Below are 14,388 nucleotides of genomic sequence, written 5' to 3' on the forward strand. Positions count from 1 at the left end.
CGTGCGCTTTTGCCCATCGCCGACAGGCACACCCCATATCGGCATGGTGCGTACGGCACTGTTTAACTGGGCCTACGCGAAGCGCACGGGTGGCAAGCTCGTGTTCCGCATCGAAGATACCGACCAAGCACGCGACAGTGAGGAAAGCTACAACCAGCTCCTCGACGCGATGCGCTGGCTCGGAATCACCTGGGACGAGGGCGTCGACGCGGGCGGGGATGACGGCCCCTACCGACAATCCCAGCGCGGCGAGATTTATCAGGACGTCATCCAGAAACTGAAAGACGGCGGATTCATCTACGAGTCGTTCTCGACTCCCGAGGAAATCCAGCAGCGCCACATTGCCGCGGGTCGGCCCAAAGAATCCGGGTACGACGGCTTCGATCGCGACCTCACCGAAGAGCAAAAAGCCGCCTTCCGCGCCGAGGGGCGCGAGCCCGTGTGGCGCGTGCGAATGCCGGACGAAGACATCACGTTCAACGACCTTGTGCGCGGCGAAATCACCTTCAAGGCAGGCTCGACCCCCGATTACGTGGTCGTGCGCGCGAATGGCCAGCCACTCTATCCGCTCACGAACCCCGTCGACGATGCGCTCATGGGCATCACCCACATCCTGCGCGGCGAGGACATCCTCAGCTCGACCCCCCGCCAGGTTGTGCTCTACGAAGCGCTCAAGAAGATCGGCATTGCCGAGTTCACGCCCGAGTACGGGCACCTTCCCTATGTCATGGGCGAGGGCAACAAAAAACTCTCCAAGCGTGACCCCGAATCAAGCCTCTTCCTCTACCGCGATGAGGGCTTCGTGCCGGAGGGCATGATCAATTACCTCTCACTTCTCGGCTGGGGCTACAGCGGCGACCAAGACATCTTCACGCGAGAGCAGTTCGTGGCGAAATTCGACGTTGCCGATGTTAATCCGAACCCCGCGCGCGTGGACTACAAGAAGGCGCTCGCGATCAACGCCGACCACATGCGCATGCTCGACGAGGCAGAATTCACCGAGCGCATGATCCCTTACCTCGAGAAAGCAGGCGTGGTCTCCACGCCGATCACCGAGGATCAGCGTGCGCTTCTCACGAAGGCCACACCTCTCGTGCAACCGCGCATGAACCTCCTCGGTGAGGCGCCGGGGATGGTGCGCTTTTTGTTCATCGACGACGCCGACCTCGTGATCGAAGAGGACGCCCTCAAGAAACTCGGTGATGATCCAGTTTCCGTGGTGCGTCGCGCGATTGAGGTCATCGAAGAAGGCGGCAAGGACAACTTTACGACCGAGAAGCTCGAATCGTCCCTACGTGCCGCCATTATCGAGGGAATGGGTGTCAAGCCTCGGCTCGCGTTTGGCCCGCTGCGTTCGGGCATCTCGGGCCGTCGCGTGAGCCCGCCGCTTTTCGAGTCGATGGAGCTTCTCGGCTACGACTCGACCATTGCTCGCCTGACCTCGTTCGCCGAACTTCTCGCATCGCGGTGAGCGAAGAAAAGTTCGAATACGCGACCGGGCACGGCCGCGCGCACGCCAAGACGATCCTCATTGGCGAGCACGCGGTCGTGTACGGGCATCCCGCGATCGCATTTCCCATACGACACCTGGAGCTCAAGGCGACCGCTCGCCTTCTTCCCTACCCCGATTCCGTTGACGCAAACGCCGGCCGTATCGAGGGGTCGGTCTCGGCCGAAGGGTTTGGGACCATCAGCGGTTCGTATTCACTCACCGAGGGCTTCGCGTTCGATGACCAGACCGTCCCGGGAAGCGAGGTGCGCTTCGAGAGCGGTCTTACCCTCGATGTTCCCTCCTCACGAACGGGGGAGCGCCGTGGCAAGCGGCGCATCGCAACCGTGGGCGATCCCTCGACGGGGGCGATCTACCTCGATGTCGATACGGAAGAGGCCGAGGACGAGCTCGCTCAGTCCGCTCTGAGGACGATTCTCGGTCACGTAGGCGAAAAGCCCGGGCGCGCCGAGGTCACGGTTGAGGGAAGCATTCCCACCGCACGTGGCCTCGGCTCGAGCGCCGCGATGGCGAGCGCGATTGCCGTTGCCGTTGCACGCCTCTACGGTCACGAGCTCACGAGTGAGGAACGTTTCGAACTGGTGCAGTTCGTCGAGCGCATCGCCCACGGCACCCCGAGCGGGCTCGACGCCTACCAGACCATGGCGAAGGGGCCTCTGTGGTTCCAGGCTGGTAAGGCGGAGCCCCTCGATCTCGCCGAGACGCCCGCGCTCGTCGTTGCCGACACGGGTCTTCCCGGGCATACCCTCGATGCGGTGCGAGGAATACGCGAGCGTCGTGAACACGACGGACGACTCGTGGACGTTGCACTCGAAACCATCGCCTCCCTTGCGCACACGACACGTGAAGCTCTCCGCCTCGGCGATATGAGCAGCGTGGGCCGTGCGATGAACGACTGCCAGCAAATCCTCGCTGAGCTCGGGGTTTCGCATCCGCGACTTGAGCACCTCGTAGGAGCAGCGCGCGAAGCGGGAGCCCTCGGCGCGAAACTCACGGGCGGTGGCCAGGGAGGGTGCATCATTGCACTCGCCCCTTCCCACGGCGCAGTACCCGCACTCACGCGGGCGCTTTCTTCGGCGGGCGCCAAGAATGTCTGGGCAATCAACCCGACGTGTGAGGAGCGACCATGACGCGCGCTACTGCCGTTGCCCACCCCAACATCGCTCTCGTGAAGTACTGGGGTAAAGCCGATCAAAGGCTCAACCTTCCCGCGACGGGCTCGCTTTCGCTCACGCTCGATATTTTCCCCACAACGACGACGGTTGAGCTGACCAACGATCCAATGGATCGGGTCATGCTCGATGGAGTGGAACTCTCCGGGGACGAGTCTGCGCGTGTTCGCTCGGTTCTCGATCTTGTGCGCGAACGGGCGGGAACGGGCACTCACGCGCTGGTCACGTCCACAAATACCGTTCCGACGGCTGCTGGGCTCGCGTCGAGCGCCGCCGCGTTCGCGGCTCTCGCGAAAGCGTCGAGTGCCGCCTATGGTCTCTCACTGAGCGATGCGGAGCTCTCGCGCCTCGCACGCCGAGGCTCGGGCTCAGCGTGTCGCTCAATTTTTGGAGGACTTGTGCGCTGGAACAAGGGGACGAGTGACGAGACGAGTGTCGCGGAACGCCTCGAATGGCAGGGCGAACCTCTCGCCATGGTCGTTTCTGTGATTTCGAGCGCGCGCAAAAAGATCGGTAGCCGCGCCGGGATGAACCACACGGTCACAACCTCGCCCTACTTCGAAGGATGGGTGTCGTCGAATAACGCGCTTGTGGAGCGTGCCTCGAGCGCCGTGGAGCGAGCGGACTTCACGAGCCTTGGTGAGATCGCCGAAATGAGCGCACTGCGCATGCACGCATCGATGCTCGGAGCCGAGCCTCCACTTCGCTACCTCACGAGTAGGAGCTTCGCGATCTTCGATGCGGTCCAGGAGCTGCGCGAGGACGGGCTCGAGGCATACGCAAGCGCCGACGCGGGGCCCAACGTGAAGATTCTGTGTCGCTCACGCGAGGCTTCGCTCGTGGCTCACGCCCTGCGTGAGAGGATCGAAGACGTGAAGATGCACGTTTCGAACTCCGGCCCTGGCGCCTACCTCCTCGACGAGGGGGAGCGCCCGAGCGCAGCATGAGCGGATTTGCCTTCCGCGCGCCCGGCAAGCTTTTTGTCGCGGGCGAATACGGGGTTGTGCATCCAGGCAACCCCGCGGTGCTGATCGCGGTCGATCGCGCCATCACCGCCCGAGCGCTTCCCGTGCGCCGGGCTAGGGGCGTGCGCGTCGAAAGCGAGCTATGGGGGGAAGAACGCGATTACGAGCCCGCTCACGTGGGTGACGCGGTCGTGGAGCCACGCGAGCCCGTATTTCTCGCGCTTGGCGTACTCGAGGAGTACCTCGGTTCGCTTCCCTCCCTCGACATTCACCTCTCGTCGACACTCGAAGAAACAGATGGTCGCAAGTACGGCTTCGGCTCTTCGGGGGCGGTGGTCGTCGCGACGATAGGCGCCGTGCTTCGCGCACTAGACGAGCGCGTCTCGCCGCTCGACCTTTTCAAACTCTCCGCCCTTGCCGTTCTCGAGGGCAACGTGCGCGCCTCGTGCGCCGATGTGGCCACAAGCGTTCTCGGCGGCTGGGTGCTGTACCGCTCGTTCGACCGCGAGGCCGTGCGCGAGCTCCGTGTGCACCAAGGCGTCAGGGCCGCGATCGCAGCTGACTGGCCGGGACTCGCACTGGAGATCCTCGACGTTCCGGGTGAGATCGAGGTCGTTATCGGCTGGAGCGGCGCGCCGGCCTCAACTCGTTCGCTCGTTTCCCAGGTGGATGAATCCGCGCGTGAGGGACGCGTCGATCTCGACGCCTTTAAGCGCGACAACGCCGCCCACGTCGAGCGTCTCGCGAGCGAACTGCGCGCGGGAGACGCAAACGCCGCAATGGCGACACTCATTGCCGTTCTCGCGCAACTTCGCGGCCTCGATAGGGCCGCGGGAGGCGAAGAGGCCCTCGGTATCGAAACTCCCGACTTGAGGCTCATGGCCGAGATCGCTGCGAGATGTGGTGCGGCCGCTAAATTCTCGGGAGCCGGTGGTGGGGACTGCGTCATTGCCCTCGCCCCCAATGCCCAAGTCGCGCATTCCGTGAGGGAGGCTTGGCACTCGTCGGGGCTGATGGCGCTCGATGTGAGCGTGGAGCCGTCGGACCCCGATCACCGCCAACGAGACACGAAGGAAGAACGAGGAGGCGCCCATGAGTAGTTCACGCAAAGACGACCACGTGCGGCTCGCGATGGAGCAGGAGACCGCGCGTCGCCGCTCGAGGGATTTTGACGATGTGCGCATCGTCCACCACCCCCTCAGCGCCGTGAACGTGGACACGGTTAGTCTCGAGGTTGAGATCGCAGACCGTACCTGGACGCTGCCGTATTACATCAACGGCATGACCGGCGGAAGTGAGTTCACCGGAAAAGTCAACCAAGCTCTCGCAATCGCGGCCGCGGAGACCGGCATCGCGATGGCATCGGGATCGATGAGCGCATATTTCAAGGACCCCGCGTGCGCGCCGAGCTTTACCGTTCTTCGTGATGAAAACCCCCATGGCTTCCTCATGGCGAACCTCTCGGCGAACGCGAGCCCTGAGCAGGCGCGCGAGGCGATCGAACTGATCGACGCGGATGCCCTCCAGATTCACGTCAATGCCGTGCAAGAAATCGTGATGCCCGAGGGGGATCGCGAGTTTGAGCACTGGCCGCAGCGTATCGAGGCGATTGCGCGCGCCGTGGACGTTCCCGTCATCGTCAAGGAAGTGGGCTTCGGAATGACGGGAGACACGGTTCGCGGCCTCTCGTCACTCGGGGTTGCGTACGTGGATGTCGCGGGCAATGGTGGAACCGACTTTGCGCGGATCGAGAGCGCGCGTAGGGACGATCAGTTCTCCCATTTGAACGGATGGGGCCAGAGTGCGGTCGAAAGCCTCATCGATGCGCGGGGTGCCTCGCGGGATACGGGTGTACCGCTTTTCGCGAGCGGCGGGGTGCGCACGAGCCTCGATGTCCTGAAGGCTCTCGCACTCGGTGCAAAAGCGGTAGGCGTTGCCGGTGGTTTTCTCGCGATCGTGCGTGAGAGTGGCCCTGATGCCCTCATTCGCGAAATCCGTGTGTGGGAGGGACAGCTGCGCTCAATGATGGCTCTTGTGGGGGCGCGAAACGTTCCCGCGCTCACGCGCACGGATCTTCTTCTCACGGGCAGAGTGCGCGAGTACGCGGATGCGAGGGGCTTTGATCTTTCCCATTTCGCGCGACGAAGCGGCAAGGTGAGTGGAGGTTTGCATGAGTGACAAAAACGATCAGGGATTGTTCGCCCACATTCCCATGAAGTGGCTCGGCCCCCTCAGGATCAGCGGAAACGTTGCCGAAGGAGAGGTCGAGGTTCCCCTCGCGACCTACGAGACGACCCTATTTCCCTCGGTCAAGCGGGGTGCGACCGTGTCGCGTCTTGTTGAGGGCGGGATTCGCACGACCCTCGTGGACGAGCGGATGACTCGCTCGATCCTATTCCAAGCAGATTCGGCCGCTGAGGCTCATGAAGCAGCGAAGCGTGTGTGTGCGGACCTCCCCGTCCTCCAAGAAGTTGTATCCTCGACGAGCCGTTTCGCGCGCCTCATCGATGTCGCCCCCGAGATCGTGGGCAACCTTCTCTACCTTCGCCTCGAATTTCTGACGGGTGACGCCGCCGGCCACAACATGGTGACTCTCGCCGCGGACGCGCTCATGCCTCACATCGCGAGCCGCGAGCCCGCGCTGCGATACGCGAGTATTTCCGGTAATTACTGCACCGATAAGAAGCCTTCCGCGGTCAACGGCATCCGCGGCCGTGGCAAAAATGTCGTTGCTGAAATCACCCTGCCCGAAGAGGTGCTCCGGCGTAGACTCCGCACGAGTGCCGAACGCATGGTGGATCTCAACGTGCGCAAGAATCTCGTGGGCGGTATCGCCGCTGGCTCGCTTAGGAGTGCGAACGCCCACTATGCGAACATGCTGCTCGGCTTCTATCTCGCGACCGGCCAGGACGCGGCAAACATCGTCGAAGGAAGCCAGGGGATTACCCACCTTGAGCGCCGTGGTGCTCATGGTGAGGATCTCTACTTCTCGTGCACGATCCCTCATCTCATCGTTGGGTCTGTGGGCAATGGCAAGGGCCTTGAGTTTGTGAGCGAAAATCTCGCGCGACTCGGCTGCCGTGAAGAACGCGAACCCGGGGAAAATGCACGCCGGCTCGCGGGGCTTGCCGCGGCGACAGTGCTTTGCGGGGAGCTTTCCCTCATGGCGGCGCAGACCAATCCGGGCGAGCTCATGGCCGCCCACGTCCAGTTCGAAAGGAGCTCGCGATGACCCGCGCGATCGGCATCACCGATATTTCAGCGGCAACAACCTCGCTCTTCCTCCCACTCACCGCCCTCGCCGAGGCGCAAGGCACGAGCGCCGGGAAGTACCTGCGCGGCATCGGTCAACACGAGATGAGCGTCCCGTGCGAGGACGAGGACATCGTGACTCTCGCGGCCCGCGCGGCGGCCCCCATCATCGAACGACACGGTGCGGGGGACATCCGCACGCTGCTTTTCGCGACCGAGACCGGAATCGACCAATCGAAGGCCGCGGGCATTTACGTGCATGAGCTTCTTGGGCTTTCCGAAAACACCCGAGTCCTGGAGCTTAAAGAGGCGTGCTATTCGGCGACCGCGGCGCTCCAATTTGCGCTCGGCATCGTCGCCCGAAACCCGGGGGAGAAGGTCCTCGTGATCGCGAGCGATATTGCTCGCTACGAACTTGACTCGAGCGGTGAGGCGACCCAGGGTGCAGGTGCCTTAGCGATGCTCGTGTGCGCCGATCCGGCGATCATGGCCATTGAGCCTGCCTCAGGTCTGTTTACCGAAAACGTCCACGACTTTTGGCGACCGAATGATCGCACGACCGCACTTGTTGATGGCCGCTTTTCCGTGACCGTGTACCTGCGTGCGGTGATCTCCGCTTACGACGACTATGTGAGTCGCGGGGGAGCGAAGTTTGCCGATCTTTCGCGCGTGTGCTTCCACCAGCCGTTCACGAAAATGGCGGCGAAGGCCATGCAAACTCTCGCGAAGCACGCGGGTGCCGAATCGGTTGCAAACGCCGTCTCTTCGCTCGAAGAGACGATGATTCTCAACCGTCGCCTGGGCAACACCTATACCGCATCGGTCTACATGGGGCTCCTCTCGCTCCTGGAACACGCCGAGCTCGAGGCGGGGGAGCGCATCGGGATCTTCAGCTATGGCTCCGGCGCCGTAGCGGAGTTCTTTGCCGGCACGCTTATTGAGGGGTACCGCAATCATCTCCGCCCCGGCGCGCTTACGGCCCAGCTCGATGCACGTCGGGAAATCGACTACGCAGAGTATCGCGAGCGCCATACTCGGGCGGATAGAACGGGAGACTTCGAGACGCGGGTGGAAGGGCGAGGCCCGTTCCGTTTCGCTGGGGTGCGCGACTCAATTCGGGCGTACGAAAAGGCGTAAGAAGGAGGTTCGACGCTGGCTCGGCAACCGTCGGAACTCTTCTCGTGTGAAGGCCTCCACAATGGGACTCGAAAAGTTGCCGGGCCCTTGGGGCTCGACTATTGTTGTATTTCGTTCGGTTCGCCGAGCGAGTCCCTTGGGGTATGGTGTAATTGGCAACACGGCTGATTCTGGTTCAGTTGTTCTAGGTTCGAGTCCTGGTACCCCAGCGATGCAGGTCACACGGCCTGGATTTGGAAACAACCAGCAGTTTTGCTAAAGTTTCTACGGCCTCATTGAGGTAAGGCCCCGTTCGTCTAGCGGCCTAGGACGTCGCCCTCTCACGGCGGTAACACCGGTTCAAATCCGGTACGGGGTACAGAGTAAAAGCCCGACCACTTCAGTGGTCGGGCTTTTTCGTACTCGGGACCTTTCCGGCGTATCCTTAAAGCCAGCAGGGAGTTTGGCTCACAAAAGCGTGAGCCCGGCCGTGGAAGGAAAAACCATGAGTGCAAATGAAGGCCGCATCGTTGTCGGCGTAGAGGACACTGAGGAATCCGATCACGCAATCCGTTGGGCCGCGCGAAACGCGCTCGCTCTCAAAAAGCCCCTGCATCTTGTTCATGCCTTCGTGTGGCCGCTCATGGGCGTTGATGTCGACCCTGTCCCTGGCGTGAGCGGTTCGGGCCTCAAGGTTGCGGCGCAGCGCTTGCTGGATGAGGCTGCGCAGATCGCGTATGAGGTTGCGCCCGGCTGCGAAGTGACGACCCAAATCGTTGACGGTCGCGCCGTTGATGTCCTGATTCAGCAGTCGGAGAGCGCGGATGCGCTCGTCGTAGGGTCACGTGGGCTCGGGCGCTTCCTTTCGCTCATCGTGGGCTCGACGAGTTCGGCACTGCTCACACGTTCGAAGTGCTCGATTGTCGTTGTCCGCGGCGACATTGCCGCTGATGGCCCCGTCGCGGTGTTCTACGACGGCGGAACGGCTTTTGAGCGAGCCCTCGACCGCGCGGCTGAGTTCGCCAAGATCTACGGTACAGGCGTGCGAGTGATTCCGTCGATCGTGATCCCCGAAGAACAATGGGCGGGAATCCTCGAAAGCGCGCAGCGATACTTGCGCGCGGTTGCGCCCGCGGTTGAGGTCGAGATCACCGAGTACGGTCGCCAGCACACCGCGAAGGAGCTCATTCAGCGCAGCGAGGGTACACGCCTGATCGTCGCGAACGCGCGCGGTAAGAATGACGAGCTCGAACGGCAGCCCGTCGTGTCGAATACCGCATTTTTGCAGTACGCGAATACCCCCGTGTGGCTCGAGCGGCGATAGACCCTCCCACTCCTTTGGGGGAGGCGGTCATCCCCCAGTCTGACGCACGAGCTCGCTGAGCTTTTCTGCGTAGGCGATCACCGAGGCCGCGTGCACGCGCCCTGGCTGTCGTGTCATGCGGTCAATTGGGCCCGAAATTGAAAGCGCCGCAACGACACGGTCGCTCGGGCCTCGCACCGGCGCGCTCACGGAAGCGACGCCCGACTCTCGCTCACCCACACTTTGGGCCCACCCGCGACGTCGCACAGCGGACAGCATCGAGGCGGTGAACCGCGCACCGTGGAGGCCGCGGTGAAGTCTGTCGGGCTCCTCCCACGCGAGAAGGATCTGCGCGGCGGATCCCGCGCGCATCGTGAGAGTGGAGCCAAGGGGGACCGTGTCACGAAGGCCGCTAGGCCGTTCGGCCGTGGCAACACATACTCGGTGGTCGGCCTGCCTGCGGTAGAGCTGGGCGGATTCGCCGGTGTGGTCACGAAGCTCGGCGAGGACGGGGCCAGCGGAGGCAAGGAGGCGATCTTCGCCAGCAGCTGCGGCGAGCTCGGTCAGGCGCGGGCCGAGAATGAAGCGCCCTTGGATATCGCGCGCGACGAGCCTGTGATGTTCGAGTGCGACCGCGAGACGGTGTGCGGTGGGGCGTGCGAGGCCGGTTGTACTCACGAGATTCGCGAGCGTCGCGGGGCCTGCTTCGAGCGCCCCAAGTACCGTGGCGGCCTTGTCGATGACGCCAACGCCGCTTCCCTCTTCCATCTGAATGTTCATGGACTAAGACTAGCGTCTCGAGATTTGAAATGCGAACGCTTCACCTTCGGGCGTCCGTGAAACTTGGACTCAACGAGTCGCGCGCCCTCACAGAAGGGGTGACGCGGGGAGACAACGATCGAGGAGTCATACACATGGCGGGAACTCTCGCGGAAAAGGTTTGGCAGGACCACGTCGTCCGCAAGGGCGAAGGAAACGAGCCCGACCTTCTGTACATCGACCTCCACCTTCTTCACGAGGTGACCTCGCCCCAAGCTTTCGAAGGGCTACGCCTCGAAGGGCGTAAGCCTCGCCGCGTTGACCAGACGCTCGCGACGGAGGACCACAACACGCCGACCGTCAATATCGATAAGCCGATTGCCGACATCACGAGCCGCACCCAGATCGACACCCTGCGCAAGAATGCCGAGGAGTTTGGCGTACGCATCCACTCACTCGGCGACGTTGACCAGGGCATTGTTCACGTCGTGGGTCCGCAGCTCGGTCTCACGATGCCTGGCATCACGGTCGTCTGCGGTGACTCGCATACCTCGACCCACGGCGCGTTTGGCGCGCTCGCCTTCGGCATTGGCACGTCTGAGGTCGAGCACGTGCTCGCCACCCAGACCCTGCCTCTCAAGCCCTTCAAGACCATGGCGATCAACGTGGAGGGCTCGCTCAAACCCGGAGTGAGCGCAAAAGACATCATCCTCGCGGTCATCGCAAAGATCGGTACGGGCGGCGGTCAGGGCTACGTTCTCGAGTACCGCGGTGAAGCGATTCGGGGCCTTTCGATGGAGGGCCGCATGACGATCTGCAACATGTCGATCGAGGCGGGCGCCCGCGCGGGCATGATCGCGCCCGACGAGACGACATTTGAGTATGTCAAGGGTCGCCCCCACGCGCCGAAGGGGGAGGCGTGGGACGAGGCAGTCGAGTACTGGAAGAGCCTGAGGAGCGATGACGACGCGGTCTTCGATGCCGAGGTCGTGATCAATGCCGATGAACTCGAACCGTTCGTCACATGGGGCACAAATCCCGGTCAGGGGCTTCCGCTCACGAGCAACGTCCCCTCGCCTGAGGACTTCGCCGACGAGAACTCGAAGGCTGCATGTGAGCGCGCGCTTGAATACATGGATCTCGAGGCGGGTACTCCGCTCAAGGATATTCGCGTCGACACGGTCTTCATGGGCTCGTGCACGAACGGCCGCATCGAGGACCTTCGCGCCTTCACCGAGGTGATTCGAGGGCGCAAGAAGGCCCCGAACGTTCGGGTGCTCGTCGTTCCGGGTTCGGCGCGCGTGCGCCTCCAGGCGGAAGCCGAAGGGCTCGACAAAGACATCCTCGCCTTCGGCGCCGAATGGCGAAATGCGGGGTGTTCGATGTGTCTCGGCATGAACCCCGACCAGCTAGCTCCTGGTGAGCGCTCGGCCTCGACCTCGAACCGTAATTTCGAAGGGCGTCAGGGCAAGGGTGGACGCACCCACCTCGTGTCGCCAGTTGTGGCGGCAGCGACCGCCGTGCGCGGAACCCTCTCGTCGCCCGCTGATCTTGACAATCTTGGAGAAACCGACGCCGTGGTGCTCGTCTGAGTGCCCACGGACGTTAGGAAAGGACTCACACCATGGAAAAGTTCATCTCGCACACAGGCGTAGGCGTTCCGCTGCGTCGCTCGAACGTTGATACAGACCAAATTATCCCCGCCGTGTACCTCAAGCGCGTGACGAAGACGGGCTTCGACGATGGCCTTTTCAGCGCGTGGCGCCAGGACCCGGACTTCGTACTCAACCGCGAGCCGTACGCACGTGGCTCCGTGCTCGTTGCGGGTGAGGAGTTTGGCACTGGTTCTTCGCGCGAACACGCGGTGTGGGCGCTTCGTGACTACGGCTTCAAGGCCGTACTTTCGAGCCGTTTTGCCGATATTTTCCGCGGAAATGCTGGCAAGCAGGGCCTCGTGGCCGCAGTTCTCGCCCAATCCGACATCGAGCAGATCTGGAAAATCCTCGAAAACGCGCCGGGCACCGACATCACCGTTGACCTCGAAAACCGCGTGGTTGAGGTTGCTGATTCGACCTTCTCATTCGAGATCGACGACTACACCCGCTGGCGTCTCATGGAGGGGCTCGACGACATCGGTCTCACTTTGCGCCACGAAGAGGACATCACTAAATTCGAGAAGCGCCGCCCTTCGTGGCTCCCGAAGACCCTTCCCGCGTTCACTGCCGATAGCCGATAGCGGGCGATATTGCGCCCTCGGCGTACACGGGCGCGTGTGCAGTTCTTTTCAAAGGGCTGTTCGGTATGGTGAGACGGTTACCTGTGGGCTCGGCCCGGAAAGGGAATCAACTCCACTATGACCTCAAGCTTCTATGTGCGTGGCGGGAAGCCGCTCGAGGGTGAAATCACCGTTCGAGGTGCGAAGAACCTGGTCTCGAAGGCCATGGTTGCAGCGCTCCTGGGCGAGACCGAAAGCTACCTCACGAGTGTTCCTGATATCAGCGATGTGAGGATCGTTAGCGACCTCCTCAGCGTGCACGGCGTCAAGATCGAGCGCGATAAGGAGGCGGGCACGCTTCACATGGACCCGTCTAACGTCGAGCGCGCGCACGTGGCCGACATTGACGCCCACGCGGGGAGCTCACGAATTCCGATCCTTTTCTGCGGCCCCCTGCTTCACCGTCTTGGCGAAGCTGTGATCCCGGATCTCGGTGGCTGCCGCATCGGCACTCGTCCGATCAACTACCACCTCGACGTTCTGCGTAATTTTGGCGCGCATGTCGATAAGCGTGAACACGGTATCTACATCACGGCGCCCGATGGGCTTCGTGGCGCAAAGATTCGCCTCGAATATCCGAGCGTCGGCGCGACAGAGCAGGTGCTCCTCACAGCCGTGCGCGCGCAAGGGATCACTGAGCTCGAAAACGCGGCGGTGGAGCCCGAGATCGAGGACCTCATTGCGGTGCTCCAAAAAATGGGCGCGATTATCTCGCTTCGCACAGATCGCACGATCGTGATCGAAGGAGTCGAGAAACTGAACGGTTACCGACACCGCTGCATCCCCGATCGCATTGAGGCCGCGAGCTGGGCGTGCGCCGCGCTCGTGACCCACGGCGACGTGTTCGTCCGCGGCGCCGAGCAGAAGGCCATGGGCACGTTCCTCAATGTTCTGCGCAAGATTGGTGCCGGCGTTGACATCCATGACGACGGCATTCGGTTCTACGACACGGGCGAAGGGCTTTCCTCCGCAGCGATCGAGACCGACGTCCACCCTGGCTTCATGACCGATTGGCAGCAGCCGCTCGTTGTGCTCCTCACGCAGGCGCATGGAATCTCGATCGTCCACGAAACCGTGTACGAAAACCGCCTCGGTTTCACGAGCGCGCTCAACGACATGGGTGCGCAGATCCAGGTGTATCGCGAGTGCCTTGGCGGCTCGCGTTGCCGCTTCGGCCAGCGCAACTACAACCACTCGGCGGTTGTGAACGGCCCGCGTCCGCTCAAGGGCGCGGAGATCACGGTCCCGGATCTCAGGGGCGGGTTCAGCTACCTCATTGCGGCGCTCGCTGCCGACGGCACTTCGCAAATTCACGGCATCGACCTCATCGATCGAGGCTATGAATCGTTCAGGGACAAGCTCACAAAGCTCGGCGCCGAGTTTTGGGAAGAGTGAGAACCGATCAACGCGCGAGATGAGGAGTCACCGGTGAACGAGAATCTTGCCGTGCACGTGAGCGATGCGTCCCAGGAGCGGTACACCTCGCTCGCGCTTCGCGAAATCCCGCTGCCGGACTACTGCGATGTGGTGATCGTGCCTACCAAGGGCGTGGATGAACCAGATCCGCGTGTGTGGGCCGAAGCGATCTTTTCGCACGAGAATGCGACTCTCTCATCCCGCGGAGCGCGTGCCGTGCGCGATGAGATCATTCGGCTCTTCGACCTCGTTCCCCCGCCCGAGCGTGAGCGCTTTGTGAGTGAGGTTGTGGGTTCGGAAGCACTCATCGTCGATGACACCCCCGCGCTCACGATCCGCATCGGTGTTGCCGTTGAACCCGGGGGCGACCTCGTGCGCATCACGACCGCGGTCAAGTACCGCACTATTCGGGGCCGCCTCACTTTCGGGCCGCGTCGCATGATGCACGCCTCGGCGATCCACACGCTCGCCAAGCGCGCTCCTGCGACCCTGCGACGCCGCGAGGCCGCGCAGCTCACGGCTGGTAAGCCTCGCCGCGCGGGTCTCACGCGCGGTATCCGCCGCAATCGCCAGCTCACATTGCGGAAGTGACGAGCGCGCTGCTTTCGCGTTCGGTTCGA

At 62.7% G+C, this 14,388-nt stretch carries 13 protein-coding genes and 2 tRNA genes; 14 read left to right on the forward strand and 1 reads right to left on the reverse strand.

Annotation, left to right across the window (positions count from 1 at the left end; all coding sequences use genetic code 11):
- Nucleotides 1-43 precede the first annotated feature (43 nt).
- The 10 genes from gltX to M3B90_RS03195 all read left to right on the forward strand — a co-directional run bounded on the left by gltX (nt 44) and on the right by M3B90_RS03195 (nt 9,339).
- A complete protein-coding gene (gene gltX / locus M3B90_RS03150; protein ID WP_396122445.1) occupies nt 44-1,471 on the forward strand; it encodes a glutamate--tRNA ligase in 1,428 nt (475 codons plus the stop codon).
- On the forward strand, nt 1,468-2,640 hold the full coding sequence (mvk, locus tag M3B90_RS03155) for a mevalonate kinase (protein WP_259888598.1): 1,173 nt from the start codon (nt 1,468-1,470) through the stop codon (nt 2,638-2,640). Before gltX ends, mvk begins: the two co-directional genes overlap by 4 nt.
- Nucleotides 2,637-3,629 (forward strand): diphosphomevalonate decarboxylase, encoded by a 993-nt coding sequence (mvaD, locus tag M3B90_RS03160; protein WP_259888599.1) that lies wholly within the window; start codon nt 2,637-2,639, stop codon nt 3,627-3,629. The genes mvk and mvaD overlap by 4 nt, the downstream gene beginning before the upstream one ends.
- Entirely contained in the window at nt 3,626-4,747 is a 1,122-nt protein-coding gene (locus tag M3B90_RS03165; RefSeq protein ID WP_259888600.1) for a phosphomevalonate kinase, read from the forward strand. Before mvaD ends, M3B90_RS03165 begins: the two co-directional genes overlap by 4 nt.
- A complete protein-coding gene (fni, locus tag M3B90_RS03170; protein ID WP_259888601.1) occupies nt 4,740-5,825 on the forward strand; it encodes a type 2 isopentenyl-diphosphate Delta-isomerase in 1,086 nt (361 codons plus the stop codon). Before M3B90_RS03165 ends, fni begins: the two co-directional genes overlap by 8 nt.
- Nucleotides 5,818-6,879, forward strand: coding sequence for a hydroxymethylglutaryl-CoA reductase (locus M3B90_RS03175; RefSeq protein ID WP_259888602.1), 1,062 nt, complete (start codon nt 5,818-5,820; stop codon nt 6,877-6,879). Before fni ends, M3B90_RS03175 begins: the two co-directional genes overlap by 8 nt.
- Entirely contained in the window at nt 6,876-8,036 is a 1,161-nt protein-coding gene (locus M3B90_RS03180; protein WP_259888603.1) for a hydroxymethylglutaryl-CoA synthase, read from the forward strand. The genes M3B90_RS03175 and M3B90_RS03180 overlap by 4 nt, the downstream gene beginning before the upstream one ends.
- Nucleotides 8,037-8,173: 137 nt before the next feature.
- Nucleotides 8,174-8,245: transfer RNA gene (locus M3B90_RS03185), tRNA-Gln, on the forward strand.
- A gap of 76 nt (nt 8,246-8,321) precedes the next feature.
- Nucleotides 8,322-8,394: transfer RNA gene (locus tag M3B90_RS03190), tRNA-Glu, on the forward strand.
- Nucleotides 8,395-8,520: 126 nt separating this feature from the next.
- Nucleotides 8,521-9,339, forward strand: coding sequence for a universal stress protein (locus tag M3B90_RS03195; RefSeq protein WP_259888604.1), 819 nt, complete (start codon nt 8,521-8,523; stop codon nt 9,337-9,339).
- A 27-nt stretch (nt 9,340-9,366) separates the two neighbouring features.
- Here the strand turns inward: M3B90_RS03195 and M3B90_RS03200 are convergent, their stop codons facing one another.
- Nucleotides 9,367-10,086 carry an IclR family transcriptional regulator gene (locus tag M3B90_RS03200; protein ID WP_259888654.1) on the reverse strand — a complete coding sequence of 240 codons (720 nt, stop codon included), beginning with the start codon at nt 10,084-10,086 and terminating at the stop codon, nt 9,367-9,369.
- A gap of 146 nt (nt 10,087-10,232) precedes the next feature.
- Here M3B90_RS03200 and leuC point away from each other — a divergent pair, with 146 nt between their 5' ends.
- The 4 genes from leuC (at nt 10,233) to M3B90_RS03220 (ending at nt 14,359) form a co-directional block, all read left to right on the forward strand.
- Entirely contained in the window at nt 10,233-11,669 is a 1,437-nt protein-coding gene (gene leuC / locus M3B90_RS03205; RefSeq protein WP_259888605.1) for a 3-isopropylmalate dehydratase large subunit, read from the forward strand.
- Between the two features lie 32 nt (nt 11,670-11,701).
- Nucleotides 11,702-12,313 carry a 3-isopropylmalate dehydratase small subunit gene (leuD, locus tag M3B90_RS03210; RefSeq protein ID WP_259888606.1) on the forward strand — a complete coding sequence of 204 codons (612 nt, stop codon included), beginning with the start codon at nt 11,702-11,704 and terminating at the stop codon, nt 12,311-12,313.
- 117 nt (nt 12,314-12,430) lie between these two features.
- The gene (gene murA / locus M3B90_RS03215) at nt 12,431-13,747 is read left to right on the forward strand and encodes a UDP-N-acetylglucosamine 1-carboxyvinyltransferase (protein WP_259888607.1); all 1,317 of its coding nucleotides are present in this window, start codon (nt 12,431-12,433) and stop codon (nt 13,745-13,747) included.
- 33 nt (nt 13,748-13,780) lie between these two features.
- A complete protein-coding gene (locus tag M3B90_RS03220) occupies nt 13,781-14,359 on the forward strand; it encodes a hypothetical protein (RefSeq protein ID WP_259888608.1) in 579 nt (192 codons plus the stop codon).
- Nucleotides 14,360-14,388 lie beyond the last annotated feature (29 nt).

The organism is Dermabacter sp. p3-SID358, assembly GCF_025147465.1.
Classification (GTDB): Bacteria; Actinomycetota; Actinomycetes; order Actinomycetales; family Dermabacteraceae; genus Dermabacter.